This is a genomic window from Burkholderia seminalis (assembly GCF_001718535.1).
Taxonomy (GTDB): domain Bacteria; phylum Pseudomonadota; class Gammaproteobacteria; order Burkholderiales; family Burkholderiaceae; genus Burkholderia; species Burkholderia seminalis.
In genome coordinates this window covers 2,915,238-2,931,578 of record NZ_CP013398.1, presented here as the reverse complement: position 1 = coordinate 2,931,578, position 16,341 = coordinate 2,915,238, and the positions used below count along the sequence as shown (strand labels likewise).

Genomic DNA, 16,341 nt, shown 5'->3' with positions numbered 1-16,341 from the left:
CAAATACCCAATATGCTAAAATCCATGGGTTTTCCTCTTCGGCCTCAACCTCCAGCATGCCGCTATCCGAGCCCGTGCCCCGTCAGTTGCGACATCGACGCGCAATCCGAGCGGAAGCTTACGAGCGCGGCGACGGCTTGTGGGACATCGAAGCCTGCCTGACCGACCACAAGCCGCGCGATGTCGCGCTTGCGTCGGGCATCCGGCCCCAAGGCCTGCCGATCCACGAACTCTGGCTGCGCGTGACTATCGATCGTGAACTCAATGTCGTCGACGCCGAAGCGTCTTCGGAATGGGTGCCGTATCCCGGTCACTGTCAATCCGCCCCGCCTGCCTACCGGGCCCTCATCGGGCTCAATCTCTTCCGCAATTTCCGCCGCAACGCGAACCGGCTGCTCGCCGGCGTCGCAGGCTGCTCCCATCTCACCGAACTGTGCGCCGTGCTGCCGACGGCGGCGATCCAGGCGTTCGCCGGTGACGTGTGGAACGTGCGCGAGGAGGGCGGCGAAGGGCCGGATCACGACGGCGCGCCCGCCGAACCGCCGTTCCAGCTCGGCCGCTGCCGTGCGCTGCGGTTCGACGGCGAGGTCGTGCGGCAGTACTACCCGCGCTGGTACGGCCCGATTCGGCCGGATATGCCCGGTGACGGCAGCACGAAGGAATGAACGGAAATCATTCGAAGAAGCGTCTTAAGCGACTTTTCATCCAACTCTCAGACTGAAGGGAATCACGCATGAAGATTCACGAGTACCAGGGTAAGGAAATCCTGCGGAAATTCGGAGTCGCGGTACCGCGCGGCAAGCCGGCGTTCTCGGTTGACGAAGCCGTCAAGGTGGCGGAAGAGCTCGGCGGCCCGGTATGGGTCGTGAAGGCTCAGATCCACGCGGGTGGCCGCGGCAAGGGCGGCGGCGTGAAGGTGGCGAAGTCGATCGAGCAGGTGCGCGAATACGCGAACCAGATCCTCGGCATGCAACTCGTCACGCACCAGACCGGTCCGGAAGGCCAGAAGGTCAACCGTCTGATGATCGAGGAAGGCGCCGACATCAAGCAGGAACTGTATGTCAGCCTCGTCGTCGACCGCATCTCGCAAAAGATCGTGCTGATGGGTTCGAGCGAAGGCGGCATGGACATCGAGGAAGTTGCCGAGAAGCACCCGGAACTGATCCACAAGGTCATCGTCGAGCCGTCGACGGGCCTGCTCGACGCCCAGGCCGACGATCTCGCCGCGAAGATCGGCGTGCCGGCTGCTTCGATCCCGCAAGCGCGCGCGATCCTGCAAGGCCTGTACAAGGCATTCTGGGAAACCGACGCATCGCTGGCTGAAATCAACCCGCTGAACGTCTCCGGCGACGGCAAGGTCACCGCACTCGACGCGAAGTTCAACTTCGACTCGAACGCGCTGTTCCGCCACCCGGAAATCGTCGCGTACCGCGATCTGGACGAAGAAGATCCGGCTGAAATCGAAGCGTCGAAGTTCGACCTCGCGTACATCTCGCTCGACGGCAACATCGGCTGCCTCGTGAACGGCGCAGGCCTCGCGATGGCCACGATGGACACCATCAAGCTGTTCGGCGGCGAGCCGGCGAACTTCCTGGACGTCGGCGGTGGCGCGACGACCGAGAAGGTCACGGAAGCATTCAAGCTGATGCTGAAGAACCCGGACCTGAAGGCGATCCTCGTGAACATCTTCGGCGGCATCATGCGCTGCGACGTGATCGCGGAAGGCGTGATCGCCGGTTCGAAGGCCGTGAACCTGAACGTGCCGCTCGTCGTGCGCATGAAGGGCACGAACGAAGACCTCGGCAAGAAGATGCTGGCCGATTCGGGCCTGCCGATCATCTCGGCCGACAGCATGGAAGAGGCTGCGCAGAAGGTCGTCGCGGCTGCCGCAGGCAAGTAAGCACGCGCTAATGAACACGTAGGGCGGCGCGGTTTGCACGCGACGCCCATCGAACAGAGGTCAAAATACATGTCGATTCTGATCAACAAGGACACGAAGGTCATCACGCAGGGCATTACCGGCAAAACCGGTCAGTTCCATACGCGCGCCTGCCGTGAATACGCAAACGGCCGCGAAGCATTCGTCGCGGGCGTGAACCCGAAGAAGGCCGGCGAAGACTTCGAAGGCATTCCGATCTACGCGAGCGTCAAGGAAGCGAAGGCGGAAACCGGCGCGACCGTGTCGGTCATCTACGTTCCGCCGGCAGGCGCGGCGGCTGCGATCTGGGAAGCGGTCGAAGCCGACCTGGATCTCGCGATCTGCATCACGGAAGGCATCCCCGTGCGCGACATGATCGAAGTGAAGGACCGCATGCGTCGCGAAGGCCGCAAGACGCTGCTGCTCGGGCCGAACTGCCCGGGCACGATCACGCCGGACGAACTGAAGATCGGCATCATGCCGGGCCACATCCACCGCAAGGGCCGCATCGGCGTCGTGTCGCGTTCGGGCACGCTGACGTATGAAGCGGTCGCGCAGCTGACGGCACTGGGCCTCGGCCAGTCGTCGGCGGTCGGTATCGGCGGCGACCCGATCAACGGTCTGAAGCACATCGACGTGATGAAGATGTTCAACGACGATCCGGACACGGATGCGGTCGTGATGATCGGCGAAATCGGCGGTCCGGACGAAGCCAATGCGGCGGAGTGGATCAAGGACAACATGAAGAAGCCGGTGGTCGGCTTCATCGCGGGCGTCACGGCGCCTCCGGGCAAGCGCATGGGCCACGCCGGCGCGCTGATCTCGGGCGGTGCGGATACGGCCGAAGCGAAGCTGGAAATCATGGAAGCGTGTGGCATCACCGTCACGCGCAACCCGTCGGAAATGGGCCGTCTGCTGAAGAAGGCGCTGTAATATTTCCCCGGGGTTCGTCCTGCAGAAAACGCCGGCTTTGCCGGCGTTTTTTGTTATGCTCGCGCAATGAATTCGTAAGCACCGGGCATGCGTCGCGCATGTGCCGGCGATGAACCGGGCCGCCTGCGACGCGGCCGCTGTCCTGTCCTCACCGCCATGCTCGAATTCCTGACATCGCTGCACTGGGGCGCCATTCTCCAGATCATCGTCATCGACATCCTCCTCGGCGGCGACAACGCGGTCGTGATCGCGCTCGCCTGCCGCAACTTGCCGGCCAACCAGCGGTTGCGCGGCGTCGTCTGGGGTACCGCCGGCGCGATCCTGCTGCGCGTCGCGCTGATCACCTTCGCGGTCGCGCTGCTCGACGTGCCGTTCCTGAAGCTCGGCGGCGGGCTGCTGCTGCTGTGGATCGGCATCAAGCTGATGGCGCCGGCCGCCGACGCGCACGACGACATCAAGCCGGCCAGCCGGCTGTGGGACGCCGTGAAGACGATCGTGATCGCCGATGCGGTGATGAGCCTCGACAACGTGATCGCGATCGCCGGCGCGGCCGAGCAGGCCGATCCGTCGCACCGGATCGCGCTGGTGATCTTCGGGCTCGTCGTCAGCGTGCCGATCATCGTGTGGGGCAGCACGCTGGTGCTGAAGCTGCTCGACCGCTTCCCGATCGTCGTGGCGTTCGGCGCCGGACTGCTCGGCTGGATCGCGGGCGGGTTGATCGTCAACGACCCGGTCGGCGACCGCTGGGCGGTGCTGGATACACAGCCGGTGCTCTACGGCGCGAGCATCGCGGGCGCGCTGTTCGTCGTGGCGATCGGCTACGCACTCAGGAAGCGCCACGGCGCGCCGCACGCGCGCTGACTGGCCGTCCGGCCGACTGCCGGCTTCACGGCCCGCTGGCTACGATCGAAACGCCTGCCTTGATCGGCAGGCGTTTTTCGTTTCCGGAGCCTGCCATGTTCGAAGCCTTTTCCGTTTCCCTGTTCCGTCGCGTGGCCGCCGATCTGCGGCGCGCGAACCGGCCCGCGCCGCGCTGGCGGCCGGCCGGCTTCACGCTGATCGAATTGATGATCGTGCTGGCGATCGTCGGCGTCGTCGCGGCCTATGCGATTCCCGCGTATCAGGATTACCTCGCGCGTTCCCGGGTCGGCGAGGGGCTTGCGCTTGCGTCGTCCGCTCGGCTCGCGGTGGCCGACAACGCGGCGAGCGGCGCGAGCCTCGATGGCGGTTACGGCCCGCCGGCCGCGACCCGCAACGTCGAATCGGTGGCCATCGACGGCAACACCGGCCAGATCACCGTCGCGTTTACCCCCCGCGTCGCCGCGGCCGGCGCGAATACGCTGGTGCTCGTGCCGTCCGTACCCGACAAGGCCGATGCGCCCACCGCGCGCGTGGCGCTTAAAAAGGGTGCGATGCAGGCCGGTGCGATTGCGTGGGAGTGCTTCGCCGCCGGCAAGGACGCGTCGTCGCTGCCGGCGCCGGGGGCCGGGCCGTTGCCGAGCGCCACCGCGACGCTGCCCGCGAAATTCGCGCCCGCGGAGTGCCGCGCATAGCGCCGGAGGCGGCGGTCGGCGGCGCGTACGGCGTGCGGGCCGCCGCTTCGGCCGGCCGGGGGCGTCGTTTCGCGCCCGGCTGCGGCGCGACGGCCCCGCACAGAGGGGGGAAAGTTTTGTATAGTGCGCCGGTTGCTGACATCCGGTTCGCTCATGCCTTCTACTTTTTCCCGTTCGTTGTCGCTCGTTGCGCTGGCTGTCGCCCTGATCGTGCCGTACGCGATCACGAATCACACGTATCCGATCCCGACCTTCTATTCCGAATTTTCCGCGCTGGTGCTGTATCTGCTGGTGGGGCTGTCCGTCGTGCTGCTCACGCGCACCGACCGGCCGGCCGAGCCGTTTGCCGCGCCGGCCGCGTTCGTCGTGCCGCTCGGGTTTGCCGCCGTGCTGATCGCGCAGACCGCGCTGATCCCGCTCAAGGTGCCGTCGATGAACTGGCTGGCGGTCGGCTACCTCGCGGCCGCGCTGGTCGCGATGCAGGCCGGGTATGCGCTCGCGCGCGACGGGCTGGCCGAAGCGGTGTCGCGGATGATGGCTGGCGCGTTGATCGTCGGCGGCGTGTTCGCGGTCGGCACCCAGATCGTGCAGCTGTTTCACCTCGAATCGTCCGTTTCGCCGTTCGTCGTGATGTACAACATCGCGGTCGACCGCCGTCCGTACGGCAACATGGCGCAGGCGAACCACCTGGCCAGCTACATCGCGTTCGCGCTCGCGGGTGCGCTGTACCTCGTGCAGACGCGCCGGCTCGCAGTGTGGGCATGGCTCGCGCTGTCGCTGGTGCTGTCGGTCGGCCTCGCGCTGACGGTGTCGCGCGGGCCGTGGCTGCAGGTCGCGGTGATGGTCGTCGCGGGCTTCTGGATGGCGTGGCTCGAATCGCGCCGCGCGCCGGGCAATGCGCGAGCGTGGCTGATCCCGGTCGTGCTCGCGGTCGCGTTCATCGCGGTGAACGTCGCGGTGCGCTGGGCGAACGTGCACTATCACCTGAATCTCGCGGAATCGGCGGCCGACCGCATGCGCGACGCGGGGCAGATCGCGCCGCGCCTCGCGCTGTGGAAGTACGGGCTTGCGATGTTCCGCGAGCATCCGCTGCTCGGCGTCGGCTGGGGCGAATTCCCGTCGCATCAGTTCGCGCTCGTGCGTACGCTCGGCGGCGTCGAGATCGCGAACAACTCGCACGACATCTTCATCGACCTGCTCGCGAAGTCCGGCCTCATCGGCCTCGGCATCCTCGTCGTCACGCTCGTGGCGTGGTTCGTGCGGGCGGTGCGCGCGCCGCAGTCGAGCATGCGCGTGTTCGGCTTCGCGCTGATCGGCATCCTACTGATGCACGCGCTGGTCGAGTATCCGCAGCAGTACATGTTCTTCCTGCTGCCGGCGATGTTCGTGATCGGGCTGCTCGACGTGAAGCCGTTGCGTATCCTGCCGGGCCGCGTCGCGTTCGGGCTGTTCGCGGTGCTGTCGTTCGGCGGCGTGCTGGCGGCGGTACCCGTGCTGCGCGACTACCAGCGCGCGGAAGTGCTCTATTACGGCAGCGATCCGGCCGCGCAGTACCGCGAGGCGCCGTCGCGGCTGTTCGGCGCGTGGGGCGAGTACGGTGCGGCCACGCTGTTGCCGATTTCGGCGGATGACCTGCCGGCCAAGCTCGCGGCGCACGAGCGCGCGATCGCGCTGCTGCCCGGCGAGACGGTGCTGCGTCGCTACGCGGCGCTGCAGGCGCTGGCGGGCCGCGAAGCCGACGCGCTCGATACCGTCGCACGCCTGCACGTGTTCGCGAAGGAACTGAAGGACTGGCCGCAGCAACTGGCGCTGTTGTACAAGCTCTGCGAGCAGCAGCCGGCGCTGAAGACGTTCAAGGCGGCCGTCGTCGCGAAGTACGGGGAAGTGCCGGCCGATGCGGCCGACGATTCGGACGACGACGATTCGGATTGAGGTACGCGGCGCACGCCGGCGCGTGCCGCAGTGTGATGCGGCGGCGGCGGGCATCGGGCGGGGTGGCCCGGGGAAACGGGACGAACGGGGCGAAGCCCGCCGCATGTCGATTACGTCGCGAATCGTGTGGATTCGGGCTGCATGCGCGCCGATTCGCGTCAACCATTGTCAAATTGCCGCCGCTGACCGGGCGGCGCGTGCACAATGCGCGGAAGCGCTCGCGTGCCCGCGGCCGTCGGGGTTGGGGGCTTGAAGACAGGCAGCGTTCCGGTCATCCGGGAGCGCCGCCAGACAGGATCGCGGCCGAGCATCGTTGGCCGCGCGGCCGTAACGGGGCGCCGGTCCGCTGGCCGCGGCGCAGTGTGACGCACGTGATGCGGCCCGGGGCACGCTTGCGCGGGAAGGCGCGTTCGTCCGGAACGGAACAATACCCAGAACGATATTCGACCATGGCTATTCGCTCGACCTACCTGATCCTGCCCGCCGTCGCGATGCTGTTTTCCGGCTGCGCGATGCTGTCGTCGTCGCAGGAGAGCAAGCTGACCTGTCACATCCCGCGCGCCGTCTATCCGGATACCGCGAAGCCGCTCACCCGCCCGGCGACCGTGCTCGTGCGCGCGCTGATGACGACGTCCGGCGAAGCGCAGAACGTCACCGTGACGACGAGCAGCCGCAACGCGGCGGCCGATCGCGCGGCCGTCGACGCGATGACGCACGCGACCTGCGTGCAGACGGGCGCGACCGCGAATCCGTTCCTGCTGACCCAACCGTTCGTGTTCGAGCCGTCACGCGGCCAGTGAAGCGCGGGCAGTGCACGTCGTGCGTCGGCGGCTGCACCGGTTGTGCGTGGCTATCGAAAGTCGATATACGCGGTAGGGGTGCCGAGCGCTCGCGGTTCGTGTGCGCAGCATCGCGGGCAAGCCGTAGCGGGCCGGCTCGCCGTATCGGCGCAGACCGGCCGGCAACGCCTCCAGCACGCGATCAGAAGGTCCGCTTCTTCAGCGTGAATCCGTGCAGCCAGTACAGCGTGTTGGTCTGTGCGTCGAAGTAGCCGCCCCGTGCGGACTTGTCGGTCGTTTTATTCCAAGTCTTGCCGGCGTCGGTGCTGCTGAACGTCAGGTCGATCGGTGCGCCGCCGCCGGTACCGCCGCTTCCGGAGTTCGGATCGGTTGCGTGGACGAGCAGGAGGCCGTTGCGACCGATGCTCATACTATCGAGCGTCAGCTTGTCGTCAAACGTATGCAACTGCTGAACCTGCTCGGGTGCACTGTTCGTCCAGGTGGAAATGGCACCGACGCGTTGTCCTTTGTCGGCGGGATTGCCGGAATTGAGCGGTTCACCGAGGCGCGACAGGGCGTAGAGCGCATAGCGATTCGACGCGACCGGTGACGAGGACAGGTTGACGATCACCTGTTCAGGAAAAACGGCATCCAGGGCGAACGCGGATTGCTCCCAACCGAGCCGATAGACGACGCTTCCGGCGAAAGCGTGCGCGGATTTCTCGACGTGGTATGCCACGCGCAAGGTACCGTCCGGGCCGAGGTCGATGCCGTCCAATGTGCGGCGAGGTTGGCCGGCCTCCGCGGCGCCCGGCGGCAGTTCGACTTCCCGCCACGATTGACCGCCGTCGGACGTGCGCCACACGTGCGGGCCCCAGCCGATCGCATAGCCGCGCTGCGGATCGAGAAACAGCAGGCGACCGATGTTCCGGTCTTCTGGCCACGCGAGCTGCATCCAGTCGCGTCCGCCGTTGGATGACTTCCAGAGCTTGGTCACTTGCGGCGTCAGGCCGTCGGCAGGCTGAGGGGACTTGTAGTCCATCCAGCCGGTGCTGATGAATTCGACCGTCCAATCCTTCGCGTGCCACCAGGCGGCGTTCTGGCCTGCCTGGGTGAAATGGCGCGTCATGTCACCGTTTACCGGGCCCCGCCAGAATTCGACCGACGTCCGGTTCAGCGTTTCACGGCTGTCGTTCATCCAGGCTTCGGTCGGCTCGGCCTTTTCCTTGTCCTTCCATTCGGCGTATGGCTTGAAGGTGATTTCAGGGTCGCTGATCTTCAGCGTGATCGCCTCGTTTCCCGATATCGCGAAATCGCCCCCGCCATAGGGCTTGCTGTTCTTCATGAAAGTGTTGGAAACGACCTGCCAGTCATTCGACATATATGAGTACCCGACAATCAATACAATGAGCGCGACTGCCGCACCCAGCGACAGCTTCAGGAGTTTTCTCGTCATTTCATTTCGGCATCAGTTTTTCGATTGCCTGTGCAACAGGGTCGATGACATGCTCGTTGACCGCGTCACCTGCTTTTTTCGCGTATTCCACGGTATTGTCGACGTATTGTTTGCCCACGCCGACACCACTGTCGAATGCTTGGTAGAGCCGGTCCCGCCGCCGGCGGTTCGGCCGCCCGACACGCCGCCGCTCACGCTGTTCCGCGTCGCATCGATGAACTGCTTGAGCGCAGAGTGGCCGGGGGCGAGCGACTCGCCCTGATGACGTGCGCTGACTTCCGGCATGGCCTCCATCAGGCCTTCCGCCCTGAGCTGCTGCTGCGTCTCCTGGACGTCGAGTGGCTGGCCCGCCGGTGGTTTCGGATACGTCGTGACGTACAGGCCGCGGTTCGCACGAACCGAACCAAATGCGTCCGAGCGCAGGTCGAAGCCGCTGCCGAGATAACTGCGGCGGTTGTTGCCCGTGTGGTCGATCAGGTAGCCGAGATGCAGATACGCGTTGGTCTGGCTGCTGTACAGGTGCACGCGGTTCTGCGGGCTCGTCGCGCCGTTGTACAGCTTGCCGACGACGATCGGGCGATCGCAGTCGCCGCCGAGAAAACGACCAGCACTTCCTCGCCGGCGCGGTGCGGGTGGACGGCGCCGTAACCGCTGCCCGAGTCCGACGTCGCGGCGCGCAGCCAGCACGACGCTTGCTCGTCGACGTTGTTGAGGCGGTCTCAGGGGAAGCGGACCTTGACCCGGTTGAGCTAGTCGATGTGGATTTCCTCGCAATAACGGGCAGGCGGCGCCCGGGCGCTCACTCCGCCGCGTCTCCCGCCTTCCAGTCCCCCGACTTCCCGCCGCGCTTCTCGCGCACGCTCACCTCCGTGATCACCATCCCGCGATCCACCGCCTTGCACATGTCGTAGACGGTCAGCAGCCCGACCTGCACGGCGGTCAGCGCTTCCATCTCGACCCCGGTGCGGCCGAACGTCTCGACCTGCACGACGCAGTGGACGCCCGGCAGCGCGTCGTCGAGTTCGAAGTCGACTGCCACGCGCGTCAGCGCGAGCGGGTGGCACAGCGGGATGAGGTCGGCCGTGCGCTTGGCGCCCTGGATCGCCGCGATGCGTGCGACGCCGAGTACGTCGCCTTTCTTGGCCTTGCCGTCGCGGATCAGCGCGAACGTGGCCGGCAGCATCCGGATCGTGCCGCGCGCGATCGCGATGCGCCGGGTTTCCTGCTTGTCGCCGACATCGACCATGTGCGCATGGCCGGCGGCGTCGAAATGGGTGAGTCCTGACATGTCATGCTCCGTCTCAACGGGCGCTTATCATAGCAGCGGCGTTCGCGTCCTCGGGGGCGCAGATGGCGCATGCGCGGCACGGGACAGTGGCCGCCGCGCCGGTACAATGACCCGAATATTCAGACCAGACGCCGCGATGCGCGCCGGGCGCGCGGGACGGCGTCGTTTTCATCCTGCCATGCGTGTCAAACAGTTGCTTGCCGTGTCGCTGTCGGCCGCGCTCGCGCTGCCGCCGGGCGGCCATGCGCAGAGCACGCCCGCGCCCCCGCTCGAGCCGGCGACGGGCGGCTCCCCGGCGATTTCCACCGTGCCGTCCGGCATCGCGACCGGCGTGTTCGGCACGTACGGCGGCGCGGAGAGCCGGTTCTCGGGCGCCGGCGGCGCGTCGGCGCCGGTCGCGAGCCTGCGCGCGCCGCTTCGTGCGCTGGAGCTGCCCGACCTCGGCGACGGTTCCGGCGGTTCGCTGACGCCGCAGGCAGAGCGCCGGCTCGGCGAGCGCGTGATGCGCGAAGTGCGGCGCGATCCCGACTATCTCGACGACTGGCTCGTGCGCGACTACCTGAACGCGATGGCGGCACGGCTCGCGGCGGCCGCCGCCGCGCGCTTCATCGGCGGCTACACGCCGGATTTCGACCTGTTCCCGGTGCGCGATCCGCAGATCAACGCGTTCTCGATGCCGGGCGGCTTCATCGGAATCAACAGCGGGCTCGTGGTCACGACGCAGACGGAGTCGGAGCTCGCGTCGGTGGTCGGCCACGAGATGGGTCACGTACTGCAGCGGCACATCGCGCGGATGATCGGCGCGAGCGAGAAGAGCGGCTACACGGCGCTCGCGACGATGCTGCTCGGCGTGCTGGCCGGCGTGCTCGCGCGCAGCGGCGATCTCGGCAGCGCGATCGCGATGGGCGGGCAGGCGTACGCGGTCGACAACCAGCTGCGCTTCTCGCGTTCGGCCGAGCGCGAGGCCGATCGCGTCGGTTTCCAGCTGCTCGCGGGCGCGGGTTATGACCCGTACGGGATGCCGGGCTTCTTCGAACGGCTCGACCGCGCGTCGACGGGCGACGCGGGCGTGCCGGCCTACGCGCGTACGCACCCGCTGACCGGCGAGCGGATCGCGGACATGGAGGATCGCGCGCGCCGCGCGCCGTACCGGCAACCGCGCCAGTCGGCCGAATACGGGTTCGTGCGCGCGCGGCTGCGCATCCTGCAGAACCGCGCGCCGACCGACATCTCGGCCGAGGCCCGCCGGATGCAGCTCGAGATCGACGACCGGACGGCGCCGAACGTCGCGGCGAACTGGTACGGCATCGCGCTCGCGGACCTGTTGCTCGGCGAATACGACGCGGCCGGCAACGCACTCGCGTCGGCGCGCGCGGCGTTCGATGCACGCGAGCGGCGCGAGAACGATCCGGACACGAGTTCGCCGAGCCTCGACGTGCTGGCCGCCGAGATCGCGCGCCGCGCGGGCCGGACCGACGACGCGGTGCGGCTCGCGGCGCTCGCGCAGCGGCGCTGGCCGGCGTCGCACGCGGCGATCGTCGCGCATCTGCAGGCGCTGATCGCCGCGCGCCGCTTTGCCGACGCGCAGACGCTCGCGCGGGCGCAGGCGAAGGCCGATCCCGAGCAGCCCGACTGGTGGGACTATCTCGCGAAGGCGAGCGACGGGAAGGGGGACGTGCTCGCGCGGCGCCGCGCGCTCGCGGAGAAACTGGCGCTCGACGGCGCGTGGCCGTCGGCGATCCGGCAGTTGAAGGAAGCGCGCGACGCGAAGGACGTGTCGTTCTACGAGCAGTCGATCATCGGCGCGCGGTTGCTGGAGTTCGAGGCGCGCTACAAGGAAGAGCGCGAGGACGAGAAGAACGGCCGCGGATAGCGGCCGTCGCGCGGCTTGTGCGGCTTGCGTGGGCGAGGCGGCGGTGCGTCAGTTGCCGCTGCCGGCCGCCTGTCCTGCGTCATGGGCGGGGCTCGCGACATAGCCGAACCGGGCGGGCACGTCCGCGCAGGCGATGCTGCCGAGCGGCAGCGTGCGGCCGTCGCGCCAGCGCAGCACGGGCGGCTCCGCATCGAAATCCGCGTGATCGGCGAACAACCCGAGGTCGTGATCGTGCAGCGCCGCGATGCGCCGCGTGCCGCCGTCGCGAAACAGCACGCCGCCCGCATCGTCGAGCCACGCTTCGTCCGGCTCGAACGGCGCACCCGTCTGGTCGGCGAGCACGAGTTGTCCGTCGCGCTCGGCGAGCCGGACGACCCACGGCGTATAGGCGAGCTCGACGTAGACGCGCTGGGGGCCGTTCTGGAAGAACCACCGGCCCTGCGCGTCGCATTCGTAGTTGCGGCCGATGAACGCGTTCAGCGCCGCATGCCGGATCGGCGAGCCGAGCTCGCCGGCCGCCTGGGCCGCGTCGTCGCGCAGCCGCCATTCGCCGCGCCGGTCGAGCAGCAGCCAGCCGGTACAGTGCGGCACGTTGGGCCATTTGGCGAGCGCCTGCCGGACGATGTCATCCATGGTCGACGAATTTCGCGCAATAGCCGAACACCCGCGCCGACAGCCAGTCGAGGCGGCCGGGGAACGGCCCGGTCATGAAGCCCGCGTGCCCGCCGTCCGCCGGCTGGTCGAGCTCGACGGCCGGCGACACGTCGGCCGGGCCGGGCAGCGCCGATTCCGGCAGGAACGGGTCGTTGCGGGCGTTGAGGATCAGCGTCGGCACGTCGATCGCGGGGAGCAGCGGCCGTGTGGTCGCCTTCGTCCAGTAATCGTCGGCGTCCGCGAAGCCGTGCAGCGGCGCGGTCACGACCTCGTCGAAGTCGCGCATCGTCACGGCCTGCAGCATCGCTTCGCGGTCGAACAGCCCCGGGTACTGGTCGAGCTTCGCCAGCGCCTTGCGCTTGAGCGTCTTCAGGAAGCTGCGCGTGTAGACCATCGCGAACCCCTGCGACAGCGCGCGGCCGCCGGCGTGCACGTCGATCGGCGTCGAGATCGCGGCGGCGGCGCGCAGGATCGACGTGTCGCTGCGATGCTCGCCGAGCCAGCGCAGCAGCACGTTGCCGCCGAGCGACACGCCGGCGGCGACCAGCGGCCCGCGATGCTGCGCGGCGAGCCGGCGCAGGATCCAGTCGACTTCGGCGCTGTCCGCGAGATGGTAGAAGCGCGGCTGGCGGTTGAGCTCGCCGCTGCAGCTGCGGAAGTGCGGCACGACGGCGTGCCAGCCCTTCGCGCGCGCGGCGGCCATCATCGCGAGCGCGTAGTGCGAGCCGGAACTGCCTTCGAGGCCGTGGAACAGTACGAACAGCGGCGCGTCGGGCGCGGGCGCCGCGCTGTCGAGATGGGCGACCCAGTCGAGATCGATGAAGTCGTGGTCGGGGGTTTCCCATCGCTCTCGTCGGTAGGCGACGACCGGACGCCGCGCGAACAGCGCGGGCACGATGGTTTGCGCATGGCTGTTCGGCAGCCAGCGCGGTGCGCGATAGCGCAGTGTGTCGTTGTCCGGAGCCGGAGCCCCGGTCAGCGGCGAAGTGGGCGGAGAAGCCGTACTCATGATCGCCCCGCGTATGCGTTGCTTCGTCTTTTCGTCAGTGCAGCGGACCCTGACCGTGACGGATCTTGGCGGCGAACTGCCCGGCCGCCTGTTCGGGAATCGGGCTCGCGTGGATGTGCGCGATGCGCCATTCGCCGCGTTCGTGAATCATCACGTACGTCGCGAAAACCATGTCGGGTTCGGCCGTCAGGTCGGCCTGCTGATGCGCTTCGGCGATCGTATAGACGACCGTGCCGAGGCTGTCGTACACGCGGATGTCGAGCGGCTCGATCGTCACGGGGCGCGTGGCGAGCCGGTTCGCGAGCCCGCTGCGGATCTGGTCGAGGCCGTGCAGATGCTCGCCGTCCGCCCATACGCAGCTGGCGAAATCCTCGTCGATCCACAACGCCAGCAGCGCGTCGAGATTGGCATCGGCGACGGCCTGGTAGTAGGCGTTGAGCGTATCGGCAGCGGCTTCGAAAAGGCGGGCAAAACGTGGCATCGGGGTTATCTCTCGCGCGCGTCGCGCGCCGTATTCAGCACGGCGGCCCGGATGGAGCCGCCGTACACCGGTGAATCGGATTGCCCGGCGCGCCGTGCGACGCTGCCGGTCAGGGTCAGCGCTGCCCGACGAGCATGCCGCGCAAATCGCCGAATACCTGCTCGGGACCGAGTTCGCGCAGGCAGTTCAGGTGGCCGAGCGGGCACTCGCGTTCGAAGCAGGGACTGCATTCGAGATGCAGCCATTGTACCTTCGCCAGGTCCGACAGCGGAGGGGTGTGGCGCGGATCGGTCGATCCGTACAGCGCGACGAGCGGCCGGCGCAGCGCGGCCGCGACGTGCATCAGCCCCGAATCGTTGGTGACGACCGCGTTCGCGCGCGCGATCAGCGCGCACGCCTCCGACAGCGACGTCTGCCCGCACAGGTTGCGCACGTTCGGCGCGTGGTCGGCGATCGCCTGCGCGGCGGCCGCGTCCTTCTGCGAGCCGAGCGCGACGATCTGCGTGTACGGGAACGACTGGTGGACGATCGTCGCGAGCGTCGCGAAGTGCTCGGGCGGCCAGCGCTTGGCCGGGCCGTATTCGGCGCCCGGGCAGAACACGACGAGCGGCTTGCGCGTATCGAGATTGAAACGCGCGGACACGCGCGCCGTCTCGTTCAGGTCCGCGTCGAGGCGCGGCGCGGGCAGCGTCTTCATCGACTCGGGCAGCTTCGCGCCCGGCGCGTACGCGAGCGCCGCGTAGTGGGTCGTCATCGGCGGGCGTTCGCCCGACTTGGCCGGATTCGCGTGCCGCACGTTCAGCAGCCCGTAGCGGTGCTCGCCCGTATAGCCGATCCGCAGCGGAATGTTCGCGAGCCACGGGATCACCGCGGATTTCAGCGAATTCGGCAGCACGTACGCCGCGTCGTAGCCGACGTCGCGCAGGTCGCTCGCGAGCTGCCAGCGGCGCAGCAGCTGCAGCTTGCCGTGGGCGAGATCGGTCGCGTAGACATCGTGGATCTCGGGCATCCGCTCGAGCACGGGCGCGACCCATGAGGGTGCGACCGCATCGATCGCGATGCGGGGATGGAGTTTCTTCAGCAGCGCAAAAAGCGGCTGCGCCATCAATGCGTCACCGATCCAGTTCGGTGCGATAACCAGCGCTCGACGCATCAGGTGGACTTCCGATGTCGTAATGAAGCACGGCGCGCGTCGCGCCGCGTTCGGGTTGCCAGAATGGGGAAGGGCGGCGCGCCGGCTGTCCGGCTGCGCCGCCTTGCGGTCGGCGGGCCCGCGGGCCCGGCCGGCCGGGCTCAGTGGCCCTTGACGACTTCGCCGTCGCGCAGCTTGTAGCGCGTGCCGCAGTACGGGCAGCGCGCCTCGCCGTGCGACACGTCGATGAAGACGCGCGGGTGCGCGCTCCAGCGTGCCATCGCCGGGTTCGGGCAGTAGGCGGGAAGATCCTTGGCCGTCAGCTCGACCAGCGGCATTTCCTTGATTTCACTCATGAGACTTTCTCTTATCACTCTTGTGTGGGGCGGTCGGTGGCGCGGCGCGCTCAGACCTTCGTCAGCCAGTGCGCGTACTTCGCGTTCTTGCCCGACACGATATCGAAAAACGCCGACTGGAGCTTTTCCGTGACGGGGCCGCGCGCGCCGCTGCCGATCGTGCGGTTGTCGAGTTCGCGGATCGGCGTGACTTCGGCGGCCGTGCCGGTGAAGAACGCTTCGTCGGCCGTGTAGACCTCGTCGCGCGTGATGCGCTTCTCGATGACCTCGATGCCGGCGTCGCGCGCGAGCGTGATGATCGTGTCGCGCGTGATGCCGTCGAGGCACGACGCCAGGTCGGGCGTGTACAGCTTGCCGTTGTTCACGAGGAAGAAGTTCTCGCCCGAGCCTTCCGACACGTAGCCGTCGACGTCGAGCAGCAGCGCTTCGTCGTAGCCGTCGGCCGTCGCTTCCTGGTTCGCCAGGATCGAGTTCACGTACCAGCCCGACGCCTTCGCGCGGACCATCGACACGTTCACGTGGTGGCGCGTGAACGACGACGTCTTCACGCGGATGCCCTTCGCGAGGCCGTCCTCGCCGAGGTACGCGCCCCACGGCCACGCGGCGATCGCGACGTGGATCGTGTTGCCCTTCGCGGCCACGCCGAGCTTTTCCGAGCCGACCCAGATGATCGGGCGCAGGTAGCACGACTCGAGCTTGTTCTCGCGCACGACCGCGAGCTGCGCGGCTTCGAGCGTTTCCCGGTCGAACGGCACGTCCATCTGGAAGATCTTCGCCGAATTCAGCAGACGTTTCGTGTGCTCGGGCAGGCGGAAGATCGCGGTGCTGCCGTCGGCCGTCTTGTACGCGCGCACGCCCTCGAAGACACCCATGCCGTAGTGCAGCGTATGGGTCAGGACGTGGATCTTGGCGTCGCGCCAGTCGATCAGCTTGCCGTCCATCCAGATCTTGCCGTCGCGGTCGGCCATTGACATAGA

General features: G+C 67.7%; 16 protein-coding genes and 1 pseudogene. 8 read left to right on the top strand and 9 right to left on the bottom strand.

What is annotated here, in order from left to right; translation table 11 throughout:
- Nucleotides 1-56: 56 nt before the first annotated feature.
- The 7 genes from WJ12_RS13285 (at nucleotide 57) to WJ12_RS13255 (ending at nucleotide 7,136) form a co-directional block, all read left to right on the top strand.
- On the top strand, nucleotides 57-665 hold the full coding sequence (locus WJ12_RS13285) for a DUF2889 domain-containing protein (protein WP_034189066.1): 609 nt from the start codon (nucleotides 57-59) through the stop codon (nucleotides 663-665).
- A 68-nt stretch (nucleotides 666-733) separates the two neighbouring features.
- Nucleotides 734-1,900 carry an ADP-forming succinate--CoA ligase subunit beta gene (gene sucC / locus WJ12_RS13280; RefSeq protein ID WP_006477915.1) on the top strand — a complete coding sequence of 389 codons (1,167 nt, stop codon included), beginning with the start codon at nucleotides 734-736 and terminating at the stop codon, nucleotides 1,898-1,900.
- Between the two features lie 69 nt (nucleotides 1,901-1,969).
- Nucleotides 1,970-2,851, top strand: coding sequence for a succinate--CoA ligase subunit alpha (gene sucD / locus WJ12_RS13275; RefSeq protein WP_006477916.1), 882 nt, complete (start codon nucleotides 1,970-1,972; stop codon nucleotides 2,849-2,851).
- Between the two features lie 156 nt (nucleotides 2,852-3,007).
- Nucleotides 3,008-3,712: a TerC family protein gene (locus tag WJ12_RS13270; protein WP_034189067.1), complete on the top strand. Its 705-nt coding sequence runs from the start codon at nucleotides 3,008-3,010 to the stop codon at nucleotides 3,710-3,712.
- A gap of 95 nt (nucleotides 3,713-3,807) precedes the next feature.
- Nucleotides 3,808-4,404: a pilin gene (locus tag WJ12_RS13265; protein WP_034189068.1), complete on the top strand. Its 597-nt coding sequence runs from the start codon at nucleotides 3,808-3,810 to the stop codon at nucleotides 4,402-4,404.
- A gap of 153 nt (nucleotides 4,405-4,557) precedes the next feature.
- Nucleotides 4,558-6,336, top strand: coding sequence for a PglL family O-oligosaccharyltransferase (locus tag WJ12_RS13260; RefSeq protein WP_059560446.1), 1,779 nt, complete (start codon nucleotides 4,558-4,560; stop codon nucleotides 6,334-6,336).
- A 449-nt stretch (nucleotides 6,337-6,785) separates the two neighbouring features.
- Nucleotides 6,786-7,136 carry a TonB family protein gene (locus WJ12_RS13255; RefSeq protein ID WP_049035921.1) on the top strand — a complete coding sequence of 117 codons (351 nt, stop codon included), beginning with the start codon at nucleotides 6,786-6,788 and terminating at the stop codon, nucleotides 7,134-7,136.
- Between the two features lie 181 nt (nucleotides 7,137-7,317).
- Here the strand turns inward: WJ12_RS13255 and WJ12_RS13250 are convergent, their stop codons facing one another.
- The 3 genes and pseudogenes from WJ12_RS13250 to moaC all read right to left on the bottom strand — a co-directional run bounded on the left by WJ12_RS13250 (nucleotide 7,318) and on the right by moaC (nucleotide 9,859).
- On the bottom strand, nucleotides 7,318-8,496 hold the full coding sequence (locus WJ12_RS13250; RefSeq protein WP_059560444.1) for a WD40/YVTN/BNR-like repeat-containing protein: 1,179 nt from the start codon (nucleotides 8,494-8,496) through the stop codon (nucleotides 7,318-7,320).
- A gap of 219 nt (nucleotides 8,497-8,715) precedes the next feature.
- Nucleotides 8,716-9,341, bottom strand: a pseudogene (locus WJ12_RS13245) (type VI secretion system Vgr family protein); the annotation flags it as partial.
- 29 nt (nucleotides 9,342-9,370) lie between these two features.
- Complete coding sequence (moaC, locus tag WJ12_RS13240) at nucleotides 9,371-9,859, bottom strand: cyclic pyranopterin monophosphate synthase MoaC (RefSeq protein WP_034189073.1); 489 nt, start codon at nucleotides 9,857-9,859, stop codon at nucleotides 9,371-9,373.
- A 178-nt stretch (nucleotides 9,860-10,037) separates the two neighbouring features.
- On the opposite strand from moaC, the gene WJ12_RS13235 reads away from it, so the two are divergent.
- The gene (locus WJ12_RS13235) at nucleotides 10,038-11,732 is read left to right on the top strand and encodes a M48 family metalloprotease (RefSeq protein WP_034189074.1); all 1,695 of its coding nucleotides are present in this window, start codon (nucleotides 10,038-10,040) and stop codon (nucleotides 11,730-11,732) included.
- A 48-nt stretch (nucleotides 11,733-11,780) separates the two neighbouring features.
- Here WJ12_RS13235 and WJ12_RS13230 read toward each other — a convergent pair whose 3' ends face one another.
- The 6 genes from WJ12_RS13230 to WJ12_RS13205 form a co-directional block, all read right to left on the bottom strand.
- A complete protein-coding gene (locus WJ12_RS13230) occupies nucleotides 11,781-12,365 on the bottom strand; it encodes a DUF2946 family protein (protein WP_059560438.1) in 585 nt (194 codons plus the stop codon).
- Nucleotides 12,358-13,395, bottom strand: coding sequence for a hydrolase (locus tag WJ12_RS13225; protein ID WP_034189076.1), 1,038 nt, complete (start codon nucleotides 13,393-13,395; stop codon nucleotides 12,358-12,360). Before WJ12_RS13225 ends, WJ12_RS13230 begins: the two co-directional genes overlap by 8 nt.
- Before the next feature lie 34 nt (nucleotides 13,396-13,429).
- Nucleotides 13,430-13,876, bottom strand: a complete 447-nt coding sequence (locus WJ12_RS13220; protein WP_034178922.1) for a nuclear transport factor 2 family protein — start codon at nucleotides 13,874-13,876, stop codon at nucleotides 13,430-13,432.
- A gap of 115 nt (nucleotides 13,877-13,991) precedes the next feature.
- Nucleotides 13,992-15,029: a lipopolysaccharide heptosyltransferase II gene (gene waaF, locus WJ12_RS13215; protein WP_069245699.1), complete on the bottom strand. Its 1,038-nt coding sequence runs from the start codon at nucleotides 15,027-15,029 to the stop codon at nucleotides 13,992-13,994.
- 140 nt (nucleotides 15,030-15,169) lie between these two features.
- Complete coding sequence (locus WJ12_RS13210) at nucleotides 15,170-15,364, bottom strand: zinc-finger domain-containing protein (RefSeq protein ID WP_006749970.1); 195 nt, start codon at nucleotides 15,362-15,364, stop codon at nucleotides 15,170-15,172.
- A 50-nt stretch (nucleotides 15,365-15,414) separates the two neighbouring features.
- The gene (locus WJ12_RS13205; RefSeq protein WP_034189078.1) at nucleotides 15,415-16,338 is read right to left on the bottom strand and encodes a branched-chain amino acid transaminase; all 924 of its coding nucleotides are present in this window, start codon (nucleotides 16,336-16,338) and stop codon (nucleotides 15,415-15,417) included.
- Between the last annotated feature and the right edge of the window lie 3 nt (nucleotides 16,339-16,341).

Bases quoted from the DNA above. Each gene is read 5' to 3' on its own strand.
- WJ12_RS13270 (WP_034189067.1), top strand. From the start codon at position 3,008: ATGCTCGAATTCCTGACATCGCTGCACTGGGGCGCCATTCTCCAGATC.
- WJ12_RS13205 (WP_034189078.1), bottom strand. From the start codon at position 16,338: ATGTCAATGGCCGACCGCGACGGCAAGATCTGGATGGACGGCAAGCTG.
- WJ12_RS13250 (WP_059560444.1), bottom strand. From the start codon at position 8,496: ATGTCGAATGACTGGCAGGTCGTTTCCAACACTTTCATGAAGAACAGC.
- WJ12_RS13285 (WP_034189066.1), top strand. From the start codon at position 57: ATGCCGCTATCCGAGCCCGTGCCCCGTCAGTTGCGACATCGACGCGCA.
- waaF (WP_069245699.1), bottom strand. From the start codon at position 15,029: ATGCGTCGAGCGCTGGTTATCGCACCGAACTGGATCGGTGACGCATTG.
- WJ12_RS13210 (WP_006749970.1), bottom strand. From the start codon at position 15,364: ATGAGTGAAATCAAGGAAATGCCGCTGGTCGAGCTGACGGCCAAGGAT.
- WJ12_RS13265 (WP_034189068.1), top strand. From the start codon at position 3,808: ATGTTCGAAGCCTTTTCCGTTTCCCTGTTCCGTCGCGTGGCCGCCGAT.
- WJ12_RS13230 (WP_059560438.1), bottom strand. From the start codon at position 12,365: ATGGATGACATCGTCCGGCAGGCGCTCGCCAAATGGCCCAACGTGCCG.
- WJ12_RS13235 (WP_034189074.1), top strand. From the start codon at position 10,038: ATGCGTGTCAAACAGTTGCTTGCCGTGTCGCTGTCGGCCGCGCTCGCG.
- WJ12_RS13220 (WP_034178922.1), bottom strand. From the start codon at position 13,876: ATGCCACGTTTTGCCCGCCTTTTCGAAGCCGCTGCCGATACGCTCAAC.
- sucC (WP_006477915.1), top strand. From the start codon at position 734: ATGAAGATTCACGAGTACCAGGGTAAGGAAATCCTGCGGAAATTCGGA.
- WJ12_RS13260 (WP_059560446.1), top strand. From the start codon at position 4,558: ATGCCTTCTACTTTTTCCCGTTCGTTGTCGCTCGTTGCGCTGGCTGTC.
- WJ12_RS13225 (WP_034189076.1), bottom strand. From the start codon at position 13,395: ATGAGTACGGCTTCTCCGCCCACTTCGCCGCTGACCGGGGCTCCGGCT.
- sucD (WP_006477916.1), top strand. From the start codon at position 1,970: ATGTCGATTCTGATCAACAAGGACACGAAGGTCATCACGCAGGGCATT.
- moaC (WP_034189073.1), bottom strand. From the start codon at position 9,859: ATGTCAGGACTCACCCATTTCGACGCCGCCGGCCATGCGCACATGGTC.
- WJ12_RS13255 (WP_049035921.1), top strand. From the start codon at position 6,786: ATGGCTATTCGCTCGACCTACCTGATCCTGCCCGCCGTCGCGATGCTG.